At 55.7% G+C, this 15905-nt stretch carries 16 protein-coding genes and 1 other RNA gene; all 17 read left to right on the top strand.

The features are described 5' to 3' along the window. Nucleotides 1–98: 98 nt before the first annotated feature. The 17 genes from AAFN83_RS18410 to rnpB all read left to right on the top strand — a co-directional run bounded on the left by AAFN83_RS18410 (nt 99) and on the right by rnpB (nt 15764). The gene (locus AAFN83_RS18410) at nt 99–1031 is read left to right on the top strand and encodes a PhoH family protein (protein WP_481810525.1); all 933 of its coding nucleotides are present in this window, start codon (nt 99–101) and stop codon (nt 1029–1031) included. A gap of 63 nt (nt 1032–1094) precedes the next feature. Next, nucleotides 1095–3383, top strand: coding sequence for an HD family phosphohydrolase (locus tag AAFN83_RS18415; RefSeq protein ID WP_347772066.1), 2289 nt, complete (start codon nt 1095–1097; stop codon nt 3381–3383). A gap of 3 nt (nt 3384–3386) precedes the next feature. Then, nucleotides 3387–3911 (top strand): rRNA maturation RNase YbeY, encoded by a 525-nt coding sequence (gene ybeY, locus AAFN83_RS18420; protein ID WP_347772068.1) that lies wholly within the window; start codon nt 3387–3389, stop codon nt 3909–3911. Next, complete coding sequence (locus tag AAFN83_RS18425; protein WP_347772070.1) at nt 3908–4615, top strand: diacylglycerol kinase family protein; 708 nt, start codon at nt 3908–3910, stop codon at nt 4613–4615. The genes ybeY and AAFN83_RS18425 overlap by 4 nt, the downstream gene beginning before the upstream one ends. 24 nt (nt 4616–4639) lie before the next feature. Further along, nucleotides 4640–5068 (top strand): cytidine deaminase, encoded by a 429-nt coding sequence (gene cdd / locus AAFN83_RS18430; protein ID WP_481810523.1) that lies wholly within the window; start codon nt 4640–4642, stop codon nt 5066–5068. Nucleotides 5069–5157: 89 nt separating this feature from the next. Continuing rightward, nucleotides 5158–6087 (top strand): GTPase Era, encoded by a 930-nt coding sequence (era, locus tag AAFN83_RS18435; protein ID WP_347772074.1) that lies wholly within the window; start codon nt 5158–5160, stop codon nt 6085–6087. 154 nt (nt 6088–6241) lie between these two features. Next, entirely contained in the window at nt 6242–6394 is a 153-nt protein-coding gene (locus AAFN83_RS18440; RefSeq protein ID WP_347772076.1) for a YqzL family protein, read from the top strand. Between the two features lie 43 nt (nt 6395–6437). Beyond that, a complete protein-coding gene (gene recO, locus AAFN83_RS18445; RefSeq protein ID WP_347772078.1) occupies nt 6438–7187 on the top strand; it encodes a DNA repair protein RecO in 750 nt (249 codons plus the stop codon). A gap of 45 nt (nt 7188–7232) precedes the next feature. After that, nucleotides 7233–7796 (top strand): GNAT family N-acetyltransferase, encoded by a 564-nt coding sequence (locus tag AAFN83_RS18450; RefSeq protein WP_347772080.1) that lies wholly within the window; start codon nt 7233–7235, stop codon nt 7794–7796. A gap of 268 nt (nt 7797–8064) precedes the next feature. Continuing rightward, nucleotides 8065–8904 carry a pyruvate, water dikinase regulatory protein gene (locus AAFN83_RS18455; protein WP_347772082.1) on the top strand — a complete coding sequence of 280 codons (840 nt, stop codon included), beginning with the start codon at nt 8065–8067 and terminating at the stop codon, nt 8902–8904. Nucleotides 8905–9012: 108 nt separating this feature from the next. Further along, complete coding sequence (locus tag AAFN83_RS18460; protein WP_347772084.1) at nt 9013–9483, top strand: YaiI/YqxD family protein; 471 nt, start codon at nt 9013–9015, stop codon at nt 9481–9483. Nucleotides 9484–9525: 42 nt separating this feature from the next. Continuing rightward, nucleotides 9526–11370 carry a DNA primase gene (gene dnaG / locus AAFN83_RS18465; protein WP_347772086.1) on the top strand — a complete coding sequence of 615 codons (1845 nt, stop codon included), beginning with the start codon at nt 9526–9528 and terminating at the stop codon, nt 11368–11370. A 28-nt stretch (nt 11371–11398) separates the two neighbouring features. Further along, entirely contained in the window at nt 11399–12523 is a 1125-nt protein-coding gene (gene rpoD, locus AAFN83_RS18470) for an RNA polymerase sigma factor RpoD (RefSeq protein WP_347772088.1), read from the top strand. A 75-nt stretch (nt 12524–12598) separates the two neighbouring features. Next, nucleotides 12599–13420 carry a hypothetical protein gene (locus AAFN83_RS18475; protein WP_347772090.1) on the top strand — a complete coding sequence of 274 codons (822 nt, stop codon included), beginning with the start codon at nt 12599–12601 and terminating at the stop codon, nt 13418–13420. A gap of 1 nt (nt 13421) precedes the next feature. Beyond that, nucleotides 13422–14168 (top strand): tRNA (adenine(22)-N(1))-methyltransferase, encoded by a 747-nt coding sequence (locus tag AAFN83_RS18480; RefSeq protein ID WP_347772092.1) that lies wholly within the window; start codon nt 13422–13424, stop codon nt 14166–14168. Further along, nucleotides 14159–15274, top strand: a complete 1116-nt coding sequence (locus AAFN83_RS18485; protein ID WP_347772094.1) for a Nif3-like dinuclear metal center hexameric protein — start codon at nt 14159–14161, stop codon at nt 15272–15274. Before AAFN83_RS18480 ends, AAFN83_RS18485 begins: the two co-directional genes overlap by 10 nt. An 81-nt stretch (nt 15275–15355) precedes the next feature. Continuing rightward, nucleotides 15356–15764, top strand: an RNA gene (gene rnpB / locus AAFN83_RS18490) — RNase P RNA component class A. Nucleotides 15765–15905 lie beyond the last annotated feature (141 nt).

A 15905-nucleotide genomic window follows, 5' to 3' on the forward strand; every position in this document is an offset into this window, starting at 1 on the left:
ATCCATTACACTTGAGGGAGAAACCACTGTCTGGGAAAGCGAGGAGAACGAACCTTTTGAACCAACAAACCGTCACAGCCAAGATCACCCTCGGGAACATGGCCGAAGGCCTGGCGCTATTCGGTCCCCAAGACCGCTATCTCCACCTGATTGAACGGGAAACCTCGGTGAAGATCAATTCGCGGGAAGAAGAACTGACCCTGGAAGGGACTCCGGGCGAGGTGGAGATGCTGGAGCAGCTGTTCGAGGTGCTGCTTACCCTCATTCGCAATCACTACGTGCTGTCCGAACGTGACTTCGTGTATGCTATGGAGCTGGCGAAGGAAGGCAAGGCCGATCAACTGCTTGAGCTGTTCAAGGGCGAGATCGCCGTCACGTACCGGGGGAAGCCGATTCGCATAAAGACCATCGGTCAAAAGCAATACGTGAACCAGATACGCAAGGCCGACATTGTCTTCGGCATCGGCCCGGCGGGAACCGGGAAAACCTACATCGCGGTCGTTTTGGCGGTCACGGCGCTGAAGGAAGGACAAGTCAAGCGCATCGTGCTTACGCGGCCTGCCGTAGAGGCGGGAGAGAGCCTCGGGTTCCTGCCCGGCGACCTCCAGGAAAAGGTTGACCCCTATTTGAGGCCGTTGTATGATGCACTTAACGATGTTCTGGGAACCGAACAAGTGGCGAAAGCACTGGAGAGAGGCCTGATTGAAATCGCTCCGCTCGCCTACATGCGCGGTCGAACGCTTGAGGATTCCTTCATCATTCTAGACGAGGCGCAGAACACGACTCCCGAGCAGATGAAGATGTTTTTGACCCGTCTCGGCTTCGGCTCGAAGATGGTCATCACCGGCGACATCACGCAGATCGATTTGCCTCGCGGCAAAAAGTCTGGTCTGGTGGAAGCGGAACGCATTCTGCGGGAGATCGGAGAGATCGGCTTTACCTATTTCTCGGAGCAGGATGTCGTTCGTCATACGCTCGTCCAGAAGATCATCACTGCCTATAACGTAGACACGGAAAAGCAAGGACAGTAAGGATCCGCCTGCCGCCCGCGCCTCAAGCAAGCGGCAGGCGTATTCGGAAAGAAGGGCCGTTCCATGAACCGACAAGTTGCCGCCAAAAACAAAACTCCGCAATGGATGAACGGCTGGAAGCAAAGCCCCCTCATCCGATTTTTTTTATACGGGCTGATTGCTATCGTCAGTTATGTCTCGCTCGTGGATCACGTCGTTCCCAAGACATACGATATTCAACCGAATACCAAAAGCGCCGTGACCATCGTTGCTCCCAAGCAGATGAAGGACGAGATCGGCACGGAGAAGGCGCGGGAGGAAGCGGCCCAGCGGGTCTCTCCGGTCAATCGTGCCGTTACCACGCGCACCGATCAACTCGTGGTCGAGCTGTTCGATAAGCTCGAATTCGCCATAGCCGATCAGGAGATGAAGTTCGACGAGAAGGTAAGCTATTTCCGTTCGGTCATTCCCCGCGTCTATGAGGAGCATACCTCGGATTTGGTGAAAGCGGTCCAACCGGGAGAAGAGAACGACAAGCTGATTGAGGAGATGACCAAACAGCTTGCCGAGCAGGAGTACACCCTGTCCGAGGAAGCGCTGTATAAGCTGCCTCGCCTTACGGCAGAGGATCTAGCCGCCATGGAGCCGGTTACCCGGGACATCGTCAGCAAGCTGATGGTGGAAGGGAATGGCGATGTGTCTGCGGCTCGGATGAAAGTAACCGGCCTGGTCAATTCTTCGGCGCTTACCAAGAATACCCAACGGGAGCTGGCTCAGGAGCTGGCGAAGTTCAGCATCCTGCCGAACCGGTTTTACGATGCGACGGCTACCGAGAAGGCGCGGGTCACCGCCCGCGAAAGCACGGAGCCGGTCTACATTGAGCGAAATGATGTGCTTGTGCGTGAGGGAGAGCTCATCAATCAAGCGATGTTTGAGAAGCTCGAGAAGGCGGGGCTCCTCCATAAGGAGAAAAACTTACGTCCGACGATCGGACTGGCCGTCTTCGTGCTGCTTTCGACCTTGCTGCTTCTCGTTCAGGTGAAGCGCAGCACGAGTGCGTCGACCAATCCGAATGTGCAGCTTCTCATGCTGACCATTCTCTTTGTTCTGACGATGGCGGGCATGCGGCTCGTCGCGCTCGGGCAGAACCTGGAATACCCGATGGTCGGGTATTTGGCGCCGGTTGCGTTCGGGGTCATGCTGACGGTCATCCTGATGGATGCCCGAATCGCGGTGACCCTGTCGATTGTACTCGGCGTCATGGCTTCGATCATCTTCAACACCGATCCGGACCTGATGTTTGATTTCCGCTTTGGTTTGATCGCCCTCGTCAGCTGTTTGACAGCCGCTTACTCCTTTGCGCGAGCCGGGAATCGGTCCGCCATCCTGAAGACGGGGATTACCATCTCATTGTTCGCCTGCTTGGCGGTAATGGCGCTGGCCATGATGGAGAGCCAGTACGACAAGCTGATTTATTCCTTGATCTACGCCTTTAGCAGCGGGATCATTACGGCCGTTCTCGTCTTCGGACTGATCCCGTTCTTCGAAACGGCGTTCGGCATCCTGTCGCCGCTTAAGCTGGTCGAGCTGTCCAATCCCAACCATCCTCTGCTACGCAAGCTGCTCACCGAAACGCCGGGGACCTATCACCACAGCATCATGGTCGGTAACTTGTCAGAAGCGGCAGCCGAAGCGGTCGGCGCAGACGGGCTCTTGTGCCGGGTGGGCTCGTACTACCACGACCTGGGTAAGACGAAGCGACCGAGTTACTTTATCGAGAATCAGATGAACATGGAGAACCCGCACGACGATATCGATCCCGGACTCAGTATGTCGATCATTACCGCGCACCCGCGGGATGGGGTAGAGATGCTGCTGGAATACAACATTCCGAAAGCCATCCGAGATATTGCCGAGCAGCATCATGGAACCACTCTGTTGAAATACTTCTATTACAAAGCCGTGAAGCAGCAGGGAGAGAATCCGGAACGGCCGGTTACGGAAGCCGAGTACCGGTATCCGGGACCGAAGGCGCAAAGCCGGGAGGCGGCCATCGTCGGCATTGCCGACTGTGTGGAGGCGGCCGTCCGTTCGCTGAAATCCCCTACGATCGAGCAGATCGACAACATGGTTCGCAAGATCATCAAGGATCGGATGGACGACGGGCAGTTTGATGAATGCGACCTGACGATCAAAGAGCTCGATACGATCTCTCGGGCGCTCAAGGAAGCTCTGCTCGGCATCTTCCATTCCCGAATTGAATATCCGAGTGATCTCCCGACCAAGCAAGGCAGCTCCGCTGCACCCATCGGCGGAACACAACTTAAACAGACGACCGAAACCGAAACGAAGGAAACCAAGGGAGGCGCTTGATACATGGCATTGCAATTGGAATGGACGGATGAGCAAGAGGTTCGTCCGATCGACGAGAGCCTTGCAGACCTGCTCACGAAGCTGCTGACAGCAGCCGGAGAACAAGAAGGAATCGAAAAGGGCCGGGTGGAACTGACCTTTGTAAATGACGAAGAAATTCGTCAGCTGAACCAGGATTATCGCGGGAAGGATAAGGCGACGGACGTCCTGTCTTTTCCGATGATGGACGAAGAGCTGGATGATTCCGAGATTGATTATTCCGATCTTGAGGAGCTCTCGGAGGAAGACGGAGAAGAACCGGGTGACTTCGTCGAGGAAGAATCGCTCGGAGATATCGTCATTTCCGTGGATCGGGCCCTCGCCCAAGCCGAGGAATACGGTCATTCCTTCGAGCGCGAGGTTGGATTCCTGTTCGTTCACGGATTCCTTCATCTCATCGGCTACGATCATGAGGAAGGTCCGGAAGAAGAGAAGGAAATGTTTGCGAAGCAGGAAGCGATTCTCGAGAAGGCAGGACTCCTGCGGTGAAAGCCGGGCCGCGCTTTCTTCGCAGCCTGCGCTATGCTTATGAAGGCGTGAAGTACGCCCTGGCTTCCCAGCCGAACATGAAGATCCACTTTTTTGCCGCCTTTGGCGTCATCGTCACAGCGGTGTATATGCGGATCGAACCGATGCATTTGCTTTTTTTGCTGCTGGCGATTACGCTGGTCATCGTAACCGAATTACTTAATACGGCAATCGAGAAAACCGTCGACCTGGCGATGCCGAGTCGGCATCCGCTCGCCAAGATTGCCAAAGACGCCGCCGCCGCTGCCGTACTGGTTGCGGCCGTCTTTGCCGTTGCGGTCGGGGTCACCGTCTTTTTTCGTCCGGTGGAGCGCCTCTTCCACGCAGTGCGGGACCCTGGCCGTGAGCTGTCCGTGGAATCGGTGTGGGTCTATCTCTTGCTCGTGCTGCTCGTGGTGATCGTGACGGAAACCCGATTTGGCCGAACCTTCTTTCTACGGCCTAGCCTCTTGTCAGGCGTTATTGGTTCGCTTGCCACCATGATCGCTCTCGTCACAGCCGAGCCGCTTCCTGGCTTTCTTGCGAGCCTGATGGCGCTTCTGTTTCTCATGCTTCTCTACCGTCGCAAGACCCGCACGCTGCCGGGTATTCTCTTTGGAACGGTCGCCGGAGTGACCATCACGCTGCTTCTGTTTGAACTGAACCGGCTGCCGTTTCCTTTCTAATCCATGTGTGAAGGAGTGGGTATGATGTCGAAGCTTACCCAACAGGAAAAGGATTTTCTCTTAAAGGAAGCCAAGGAAGTGAGGGAACGGGCTTATGTGCCTTATTCCCATTTCAAGGTTGGAGCCGCACTGCTCGCGGAGGACGGCACCCTTCATCTCGGCTGCAACGTCGAGAACGGCACGCTCAGCCCCACGAATTGCGCAGAACGTACCGCCCTGTATCGGGCTATCGCGGACGGGCATGCTCCGCGCAGCTTCAAAGCCATCGCCGTGACCGGAAATACCGATGAGCCCATCACGCCTTGCGGTACGTGCCGTCAAGTGCTGATGGAGCTGTGCGGTCCCCATATGCCGGTCATCATGACGAACAGCAAGGGCGAAGTTGCGGAATCAACAGTCGGCGCGCTTTTGCCTGGTGCATTTGTTTTGCCGGAAGATGAAGAAGCCCGCTAAAAACGGGGTAAGAACGTAGAACAGAGACAACCCGATGAGACGTTTGATCCCGGTTCGGGGATGAACGTTTTGTCCTTCAGGAGGATTTCATGTCAACCGAGACCAACGGGCGTACCCACGCCAATCAACCCCCATTCCGCTCCGGCTTCGTAGCGATTGTCGGCCGGCCGAATGTCGGGAAATCAACGCTGATGAACCAGGTGATCGGCCAGAAGGTCGCGATCATGTCGGACAAGCCGCAGACGACCCGCAACAAGATTCATGGAGTCTACACGACAGACGACATGCAGATCGTCTTCCTGGATACTCCGGGGATTCATAAGCCCCAATCCAAGCTGGGCGACTACATGGTGAAAGTCGCGGAAAGCACGCTGCAGGAAGTGGACGCTGTCCTGTTCCTCGTGAATGCAGCGGAAGAACTGGGCGGAGGAGACCGTTTCATCATCGAACGCCTCAAGACGACGAAGACGCCGGTTATCCTCGTCTTGAACAAGATCGATCAGCTGCAACCGGAAGCGCTCTTGCCAATCATTGATTCCTACAAGGACCTGTATCCGTTTGCGGAGATCGTTCCGGTGTCCGCACTCCTCGGGAACAATGTGAATACTCTGCTTACGCAGGTCGGCAAGTATTTGGAAGAAGGGCCGCAGTACTATCCAGCTGATCAAGTGACGGATCATCCGGAACAATTCGTATGCGCCGAGCTCATTCGGGAAAAAATCCTTCAGCTCACCCGGGAGGAAATCCCGCACTCCATCGCGGTGACCATCGAGTCGATGTCCGTGGAGAAGAACGGCCTCGTCAAAATCGGAGCTGTCATCTTTGTGGAACGGGACTCTCAAAAAGGGATCGTCATCGGCAAGCAGGGAGCGCTGCTCAAGCAGATCGGGCAGCTGGCGCGTGCAGACATTGAAGCGCTGCTCGGGTCCAAGACCTTCCTGGAGTTATGGGTAAAGGTAAAGAAAGATTGGCGCAACCAGGATCGCGTTTTGCGCGACCTCGGGTTCCGCAACGAATAACATTCGGTCATGCACATAGGTAAGCGTTGTCGGGATCGGTGGAGGAGACGAAGTTTGCGGTTGCCAGCAATTCCATAAGAACACCATCGGGTAAAGCCTCTGGATCATTCAAATACTAATGGTCGAATCATCATGACAATCGGGGAGGATGGGAATGATGAAGGAGTTTTACTGGCAGTATTTCCACAACACGGGGAACGTCGAAGCTTATCTATTGTACAAGACGGATGACGGGCAGGAAGAGATGCCCGAGGAGCAGGCGGAGCTCGCTTCGCTCTCGCCGGAGAGTGAGCCTTACCTGGGATAAAAGAGCGAATGGATGCTAGGAACAGGATCGGGAGTGGAACGCGTTGCTGGAGCATGTAGAAGGAATCGTCATTCGCTCGATGGAATACGGGGAAGGGCACCGGATCGTATCGTTGCTCACCTCCCGTATGGGCAAGATCAGTGTGATGGCGAGAGGTGCCAAGAAAGTCAAAAGCCGGCTTGCCGCCGTAACCCAGCCTTTTACGTATGGGGAGTATGTGGTCTATTTCGGCTCCGGCCAGATGGGGACCTTGAATCAGGGAGAGTCCATTGATGCCCATCGTCCCCTGAGGGAGGATCTGCACAAGGCCGCCTACTCGGCTTATTTGGCGGAGCTGGTTGAAAGGCTCACCCCGGAACGCGAGCCGAACGGCATGCTGTTCGAGCAAGTGAAAGCGGCTCTGTCGGCCATTGAAGAGGACAAGGACTCCGTTGTCATCCTGGCCGTCATGGAGATGAAGATGCTCGCCATCGCCGGGTATTTGCCCCAACTGGAGGAATGTGTCTCGTGCGGGAGCACAGAGGGCGAAATGGTGCTTAGCGTGATTCAGGGCGGTGTGCTCTGCCCTCGCTGCAAGGCGCAGGACCCCTCGGCATTGAAGCTGTCGGCAAAGACGCTGCGTCTGCTCCGCCTGTTCCAGCGTGTGGATTTGAGGAGACTCGGGACGACGGAAGTTTCGCCGGAGACAAAGGCGGAACTTCGTCTTGCCATGCGTATGTTTATGGATCTTCATTTGGGAACAAAGTGGAAGTCTCGCGACTTTCTTGATCAGATGGAGAAGCACGGGATATAATGCTCGAAAAGCCAAAGAATAGACATAGAAATGAGATAGTTTATCATGACTCAGAAAAAACAAGTACAACCTATTGTCCAAGGAGACATTCAACTCCGGCTCATACGATTGGAAGATCTGCAAGCCTATTTTAAGGCGGGCTTTGAGCAGGATGACGAGGAGATCATGCGGTTGACGGGTACGAAAACCCGATTTAGCCTGCCACAGATTGAAAGCTATCTGAATCGAATCGTCGATGATCCGAGCCGTTATGATTTCCTGATCTGTCATTCTGACGGTCAAATCATTGGCGAATCGGTTCTCAACGAGATCGATGAAGAAGTCCGATCGGCGCACTTCCGAATTTGCTTGTTTCGCAGCGATCTTTGCGGCAAAGGCACCGGCAGCACGGCGGTCAAGGAAACCGTTCGTTTCGGGTTCGAAGAACTCGGTATGCATCGGATTGACCTGGAGGTCTTCGATTTTAACGAGAGAGCGTATCGCAGCTACCTCCGTGCCGGATTTCGCGAAGAGGGACGCAAGCGGGATGCCGAATGGATCGATGGCCGCTATGTAGACGTGATCTTAATGGCCATTTTGGAAGAGGAGTGGACAACGTCCATCCGTTGACAAAGCCTTGGCGCTTTTGCTATGATATCGGTTACGAAATCGCGAGGATTCGTGAATGCGTCGTCTAGCCAAGCAGGGAAGAACCACGGGTGCAAGCTCTCGTCCCTATGCACGGGGGAACCGGCATGGGTGATGTCGAGCTTTTTGTCGTTCTGCACGGAGAATGGAATGAAACGCATGAGGGCTTTTATTCGTATTCTTTTAAACGGGGGATCCTGCCTCAGCGCCTGTCGGCGATTTCGCGATCCTGGATTGATAGAAGGGGAGAGTGCCAGTGAATGTAGAAACCCCAACCGTATACGTCGTATCCGATTCTGCGGGAGATACGGGCGAAGCGGCCGTTCGGGCAGCGACCGTCCAGTTTTCACCGAGCGCCGTCCGGATTGTCCGCTTTACGTTCATTCAGGACAAGGCCGGTATTGAACGTGTGATCGGAGCAGCAAGAATTACTCGCAGTATGATTGTGTTTACTTTGGTTGTACCGGAGCTTCGCGATTATCTGCTGGAGCAAGCCCTGCTGAACAAGATTGTCTGTATCGACCTGCTCGGTCCGATTATTGGCAATCTCGAAGGGCTTCTGCACAAGCAATCCCGGCATGAACCGGGCATGATCCATGAGCTGGACGAAGATTATTTCAAGCGGGTCGAAGCGATCGAATTTGCCGTCAAGTACGACGATGGGCGTGATCCAGCCGGCGTTCTGAAGGCCGATATCGTGCTGGTCGGTGTTTCTCGCACCTCGAAGACTCCGCTGGCCATGTATTTGGCAAACAAGCGGTTCAAGGTTGCGAACGTCCCGCTCGTCCCGGAGTTGAAGCCCCCGAAGGAGCTTTTCACCATTCCGAAGGGCAAGATCATTGGCCTGCGCATTGGAACGGACAAGCTGAATGCCATCCGTAAGGAGAGGTTGAAGGCTCTCGGCCTGCACGGCGAAGCGAGCTATGCCAAGCTGGAACGGATCGAGCAGGAGTTGGATTATTCCACAGTCATTATGGAGAGACTTGGGTGCGTGACCATTGATGTCACGAATCGTGCGGTCGAGGAGACGGCAAGCATGATTCAGGATATGTACCGGGCCAATCATCAGCACGATCATTTTCGGTCCTAGGCTGTCTCGCTCTTTTTTGGAAGAAGGATTTTCAAATCAAGAGTCGTATACTATAGAGAGTGATTTTGGAGATAGGTGCAACGAAAGACGAAATCGGGTGGGTAAGCGATGAACAGAGAGGGAAGAATCATACTCGTCGATGCGGACGCTTGCCCGGTAAAAGCCGAGATCGCCTCAGCCGGTCGTGCTTGCGGAGTTCCGGTTTGGATGGTGGCCTCCTATGACCATCGCCTGCAGCCGGAGGCCGGCGTTACCGTCTTTCAGGTGGACCGGTCGGATCAGTCCGTCGATCTGTATATTGCCAATCGTGTACAAGCGGGTGATGTGCTGGTCACGCAAGATTTCGGCTTGGCCGCCATCGGCATCGGCAAGCGGGCGATCGTGCTCTCGAACCGAGGACAGATATACACGAATGGGAACATCGACTTCCTGCTGGAGCGCCGCAACGAACAGATGCGCAAACGCCGTGGCGGCGGGCGAACGAAGGGGCCAAGGGCCTTTACAGAGGAAGATCGGCAACACTTTCTACAAACTCTGACAAAAGTTTTGTCGGACAAGCAGGAGATATTCGTCACATAAGCGAATAGATAAAGACGTGTCCATGAGGTGCAGGTGAGTCAAATGAGTTATGGACGCATACCCGATGAAGTGATTGAGTCGGTCCTAAAGCGGCATGATATCGCCGATGTCGTCGGCAAGTATGTGCATTTGAAGAAGCAAGGGGGCTACTTAAAGGGCCTCTGTCCGTTCCACTCGGAGAAGACGCCGTCATTTACCGTCAACCCGGAGCGGCAGATTTACCACTGCTTCGGATGCCGAGCCACGGGCAACCTCATTCATTTCGTCATGGAATTGGAAGGATACTCGTTTCCGGAAGCGGTCCGCCATTTGGCCGAGGAAGCGGGCATTCCAACGGACTGGGAAGGAGCGCAACGCGAATCCGACCCGGAACGCAAGGATCGCGAGAGCCTGTACGAGGCCCATGAACTGGCATCCCGATTGTATCAATATATTCTGGTCAGCACGAAGCAAGGACAGAAAGCCCTGAGTTATGTGAGAAACCGGGGTGTGTCCCAGAAGCTGATCGACACCTTTGGGATCGGATGCGCAGCGGATAGTTGGGATCTGCTGGCCTTGCAGCTGAACAAGAGGGGCTTCTCGCTGCCCCTATGTGAGAAAGGAGGGCTGGTTTCCGCCAAATCCGACGGGAACGGTTACCTGGATAAGTTCCGAGATCGGTTGATATTCCCTATCCACGACTACAAAGGGAAAGTGATTGCTTTTGCCGGAAGAGCGCTGGGAGACATTCAGCCGAAATACTTGAACAGTCCGGAATCACCCTTGTTCAGCAAAAGCCGCAGCCTGTACAATTTTCACCGTGCCCGACCGCAAATTCGCAAGACCGGCCAAATTGTTCTCTTCGAGGGCTATCTGGACGTGATTAAGGCTTGGGAAGCGGGAATCGAGAACGGGGTTGCCACGATGGGGACGGCGCTTACCGATGAGCATTGCTCCATTCTGCGCCGTAACGCCGACGAAGTGCTGATCTGTTACGACGGAGACCAAGCGGGGCAATCGTCGGCCTACAAAGCACTCGCCTTGTTGGAAAAGGCGGGCCTCACCGTTAAGGTAGCGATGCTGCCAGACGGGAAGGACCCTGATGAATTCATTTCGACAGAAGGGCCGGCAAGATTCCGCAAGGAAATCATTGAGGGGGCTGTCAGCTCCGTACGGTATCGGCTTCAATACGTGCGGAAGAATTTCAACCTGATGAGCGAGGACGGCCGTCTCCGCTACCTGGAAACCGCTGCGAGGCTGGTGGGCGAGCTCCCTTCTCCTCTGGAGAGAGAACACTATGCCAAGGAGCTTACGTCCGAGCTTCACGTAGGACTGGAAGGGTTTAAACAGGAAGTGGCACTCGCGAGGCAGGAATTCCTGAAAAAGACAGAGAACAGGGATAATAAAGAAATTTCGTGGAATACTGGTAAAAATAATGGGAACGGAACCGGAAGATATCCTTCCCCGGGACGGGCATCTCACAATGCCGAGGTCCTGCTTCTTGCCGTTATGATGCATGATCGGGATGTAGCCGACTACGTGCGGGAGCGGATCGGGGAAGAATTTATATCGGAAACCCACGCGGCGCTTGCTGCTTATTTGTACGCGTACTATGCTCAGGGGAATCCTCCCAATGCCAGCCGCTACTTGGCGACTCTACAGGATGAACGGCTGGAGACGGCTGCTGGTGAAATCCTGATGAAGCCGCTGCCGGAGACCAACCAGCAGGTCATCGACGATTACATTCGTCACATACGCAAGGAATTTCGCCTTAAGGCCATCAAGCAAAAGAGAGAAGAGATGGCCGGGGCCAGCAAAGCCGGAGACGTCATGCTGGCGGCAAAGATTGCAAGTGAGATCATAACCCTGGAAAAGCAGTTGAAATCATTCGGACATGACAACGCTTGACCGATTCCGGGGAGGAGGGAGAAGATTCATGGCAAACGACCAACACACCCGAGTGGAAACGGAACTTACTCTTGATCAGGTGAAGGAGCAACTCATCGAGCTTGGCAAAAAGCGGTCAAGCTTGACTTACAAGGATATCATGGAACGACTCGCTCCCTTTGATCAGGATCCGGATCAAATCGACGAATTCTTTGAGCAGCTCGGGGAGCTTGGCATCGAGATCGGCAACGAGAACGACGATGACGACATGCCTATGGGCCGCGGAGAAGATCAAGAAGGGGACGAATTCAACTTCGATGACGACCTTTCGCTTCCGCCGGGCATCAAGATCAATGACCCGGTGCGCATGTACTTGAAGGAGATCGGACGCGTTCCGCTGCTGTCAGCCGAGGAAGAAATCGAATTGGCCAAGCGCATCGGCAACGGAGATGAGGAAGCGAAGCGCCGGCTGGCGGAAGCCAACCTCCGGCTCGTGGTCAGCATCGCCAAGCGGTATGTAGGCCGCGGGATGTTGTTCCTTGATCTGATCCAAGAGGGCAACATGGGCCTCATCAAAGCGGTTGAGAAATTCGACCATGAGAAGGGCTTTAAATTCAGTACGTATGCGACCTGGTGGATTCGCCAAGCGATTACGCGGGCCATCGCGGACCAGGCGCGGACCATCCGCATTCCGGTGCATATGGTCGAGACGATCAACAAGCTGATCCGGGTTTCTCGTCAGCTTCTTCAAGAGCTCGGCCGTGAGCCGATGCCGGAGGAAATTGCCAAGGAGATGGACCTCTCTACCGAGAAGGTGCGCGAGATCATGAAGATCGCGCAAGAGCCGGTGTCCCTAGAGACGCCGATCGGCGAAGAGGATGATTCCCATCTTGGCGACTTTATCGAAGACCAGGAGGCACTCGCCCCGGCAGATGCAGCGGCTTATGAGCTGCTGAAGGAGCAACTGGAGGATGTTCTCGATACGCTTACCGAGCGGGAGGAGAACGTGCTTCGCTTACGCTTCGGCCTCGATGACGGCCGTACCCGTACGCTGGAGGAAGTGGGCAAGGTATTCGGCGTTACCCGGGAGCGGATTCGGCAGATTGAGGCGAAGGCGCTCCGCAAGCTTCGTCACCCAAGCCGCAGCAAGCGGCTGAAAGACTTCCTCGAATAAAAATGAACAACGCATGACCTTTTTTGCACCACTGGGAAAAGGTCTTTTTTTTCGAAAGAGGCGGAGGCGATCGGCTTGGAGGAGAAACATCGAATCATCGTCCAGGAGATTGAAAAGTGGCGGCGGAATCGGCTGCTGCCGGAGCAGTACTGCGACTTCCTGCAAAATCTATACCGGGACCCAGAGGAAGACCCAAGGAAGGTCTTCGGCGTATCGGCGGATAAAATTGTACAAGCCCGCCCGCGAACGTGGTTCCTAATGATCGTATCCACTGGGATCATTTTCTATATTGCTCTTTATTTTAGCTCTTTTCCGATGCCCATGCAAATTGCGGTTTCGGCCTTGATCGTGTTGGTGCTCTTCCTCATAGGGAAGCGCCAGCGGAACAAGCGCCCTACCTTTGCCTTCCTTTCCTACTGGACCGGAGCTATCGCTGCACCGGCCGCCGCACTTTACATCATGCAGCAGCAGAATGCTCCGGTGGGAGCCTATGCCCCACTGCTCCTGCTGGTGGCCGCCTTCTGGGTGGTGACCGGCATTCTCACGCGTTACGCCGCGCTCCAATTCAGCGGCTGGGCTGCGGCCGCGCTGCTCTATGGCTGGCTGATCAAACGGCTCTTGCCGGATGCGGACCTGCTCCGGCTGCAGCTCAGCTGGCTCCCCCTTGGGGTGCTGCTCGGCTGGATCGGTACGCTCCTCGTCCGGCGTTTCCCGCAGAACGGAAGAGTCCTTTTGCTCACGGGAGCCGGACTCTGGTTTGCGCCTGAAGCCTACGGGCTCATCACGACGGAGCTTCCTCCTGTCATGCTGCAGCTCATGTTGACCGTCAAGCTGGTCACCGCCGGCACGGCGCTCTACCTGTCACGCAAAAAATGGATAGAATGGATCGGTTTCTAATATGGTATGGCTCTCTAATCGTTTAACCGCAATTGCGGGGCAAGTTCCCGATGGCAGCAGACTGGCAGACATCGGCTCGGATCACGCGCTTCTTCCGGTTTTTTTGGCGGAGCGAGGCCGCATCTTGCAAGCTGTTGCTGGAGAAGTAAACCCCGGACCCTATGACGCTGCCCGGAGGCAAGTGAGCATGGCGGGGCTTGAGAAGAAGGTTGACGTGCGTCAGGGTGACGGCCTGTCTGTGCTTCGTCCAGGCGAAGTTGACGTGATCACGATCGCAGGAATGGGCGGAAGCTTGATTGTCAGCATTCTGGAAGCAAACCCCGACCGTTTGGAGGGCGTTCAACGGCTGGTGCTGCAGCCGAATGTGGGGGAAGATCAAGTGCGCCGTTATCTCCTGGCGAACGGCTGGTTGCTCTTGGGCGAGCAGCTGCTGGAGGAGGACGGCAAAAGCTATGAAATTCTGACGGCTGAGCGTCATCCGGATGCTGATCGCTTGAACGAGGAAGTGTACCGGGAGCGCGAGCTGTCCCCTTCCTGCCGATTGGCGAAGGAGGAGCTTCTGCGTTTCGGGCCTTTCCTTGTGGAAGCCAAGGGCCCCGTGTTCTCGAGAAAGTGGGAACGGGAACTCACCAAGTGGAAGCGAGTGGGCCAACAGCTCACCGAATCGGAGCTTCCCGCTTCTCAGGAGAAGCGAGAGGAAGTCGCTCACACGATCCGCTTGCTGGAGGAGGTATTGGCATGTATGTGAATGGACAAACGATAACCACGCTCGTGGATGAGCTTGCCCCCAAGCGGCTTGCGGTTCCTGATGACCGGATCGGCCTGCAGGTCGGTACGCTCTCGAAGGAAATCTCGCGGGTTTTGGTTACGCTGGACGTAACGGAGGAAGTGGTGGACGAAGCCGTTCGGGAAGGCGCCGGGCTGATCGTGGCCCATCATGCCCCCATTTACCGCCCCCTTAAGTCGCTGCAAACGGACTCTCCCGCCGGGAAGGTCTTTGAAAAGCTCATCAAGCACGAGATTGCTGTGTATGTCGCCCACACCAACCTCGACGCAGCCATTGGAGGCATCAACGACCTGATGGCAGACGCCATCGGCATCGAAGACACGGTTCCGCTGGAAGAGACCTTCACCGATCTCCGCAAGAAGCTGGTCGTCTATGTTCCAGTCGAGCATGCGGACCGCGTGGCTGAGGCGCTGTTCCAAGCCGGTGCCGGTCACATTGGCCGCTACAGCCATTGCAGCTTCCGGGCGAGCGGAACGGGCACGTTTCAGCCGGAGGCGGGAACGAAGCCCTTCATTGGGGTGGAAGGCCGCCTCGAGAAAGTCGAAGAGGTTCGATTGGAAACCGTCGTCCCGCAAACCCGAGTACGCCGGGTTATTCGCGCGATGATGCAGGCACATCCATATGAAGAGCCAGCATATGATCTGTACGCACTTGAACTGCCGGGCGAGGTGTATGGCCTCGGTCGCGCCGGCAAGCTCACGGAGCCTTGCACGCTCGATGAACTGGCTGAACGAGTCAAGCTTGCACTGGAGGTTCCCTTCGTACGCGTAGTGGGCAGAGGCGAGACCCCCATCCGCAAGGCTGCCGTTCTAGGCGGCATGGGAGCGCGCTATGTCTCGCACGCCCGGTTCGCCGGAGCCGATGTGCTGATCACTGGCGACATCGACTATCACACGGCTCAGGATGCACTGGCGGACGGCATGTGCCTGATTGATCCCGGCCACAATGCCGAGAAGATCATGAAGAAGGGCTTGACGGCGTATTTGAATGCCAAGCTTACGGAACGCAAGTCGAAGACAGTTGCGTTGGCGTCTGCTGTGGACACCGAGGTTTTCCGCATCAAGTAATGGCGCAAAGTCACCCGATTTCCATGAAATCGTCAGTTGCATGGCCCCCTAAATGCGTGTATACTTTAAATTCGTGTTCGGAAAGTTTGACAGACAATCGCCGGCGGCTTTGCCGCGGGAGGAAAGTCCGGGCTCCACAGGGCAGGATGCTGGATAACGTCCAGTCAGCGCGAGTTGAAGGATAGTGCCACAGAAATGGACCGCCGATGGCCCGTTTATCGGGATCAGGCAAGGGTGGAACCGTGGTGTAAGAGACCACGAGGGACTATGGTGACATAGCCCCTGGTAAACCCCATCTGGAGCAAGACCTAATGGGACGCAGGGCGGCAGGCAACTGCCCCCAAGCCTTAGCCCGAGGCGCGTCCGGGTTGGTCGCTGGAGCCGCTTAGCAATAGGCGGCGTAGATAGATGATTGTCGCTTCAAGGGCGGGAGGGGAAACCCGATATCACCGCCAGAAGTACAGAACCCGGCTTACGGCAAGCTTTCCGAAACGAACGAAAGCCCGCAGTCAAAGGGATAATCCCCTAGGCTGCGGGCTTTCGTTCGTGAAGAGTCCCATTCGCCGCTTCACGAAGAGGGGTGGCAGGACGCCAAACGGCTGCCGGAGCCGGGGATGCACGCATCCCCGGC

This window comes from Gorillibacterium sp. CAU 1737 (assembly GCF_039888655.1).
GTDB lineage: Bacteria > Bacillota > Bacilli > Paenibacillales > NBRC-103111 > Gorillibacterium.

Bases quoted from the DNA above. Each gene is read 5' to 3' on its own strand.
- AAFN83_RS18410 (WP_481810525.1), top strand. From the start codon at position 99: ATGGCCGAAGGCCTGGCGCTATTCGGTCCCCAAGACCGCTATCTCCAC.
- AAFN83_RS18415 (WP_347772066.1), top strand. From the start codon at position 1,095: ATGAACCGACAAGTTGCCGCCAAAAACAAAACTCCGCAATGGATGAAC.
- ybeY (WP_347772068.1), top strand. From the start codon at position 3,387: ATGGCATTGCAATTGGAATGGACGGATGAGCAAGAGGTTCGTCCGATC.
- cdd (WP_481810523.1), top strand. From the start codon at position 4,640: ATGTCGAAGCTTACCCAACAGGAAAAGGATTTTCTCTTAAAGGAAGCC.
- era (WP_347772074.1), top strand. From the start codon at position 5,158: ATGTCAACCGAGACCAACGGGCGTACCCACGCCAATCAACCCCCATTC.
- AAFN83_RS18440 (WP_347772076.1), top strand. From the start codon at position 6,242: ATGATGAAGGAGTTTTACTGGCAGTATTTCCACAACACGGGGAACGTC.
- AAFN83_RS18450 (WP_347772080.1), top strand. From the start codon at position 7,233: ATGACTCAGAAAAAACAAGTACAACCTATTGTCCAAGGAGACATTCAA.
- AAFN83_RS18460 (WP_347772084.1), top strand. From the start codon at position 9,013: ATGAACAGAGAGGGAAGAATCATACTCGTCGATGCGGACGCTTGCCCG.
- dnaG (WP_347772086.1), top strand. From the start codon at position 9,526: ATGAGTTATGGACGCATACCCGATGAAGTGATTGAGTCGGTCCTAAAG.
- rpoD (WP_347772088.1), top strand. From the start codon at position 11,399: ATGGCAAACGACCAACACACCCGAGTGGAAACGGAACTTACTCTTGAT.
- AAFN83_RS18480 (WP_347772092.1), top strand. From the start codon at position 13,422: ATGGTATGGCTCTCTAATCGTTTAACCGCAATTGCGGGGCAAGTTCCC.
- AAFN83_RS18485 (WP_347772094.1), top strand. From the start codon at position 14,159: ATGTATGTGAATGGACAAACGATAACCACGCTCGTGGATGAGCTTGCC.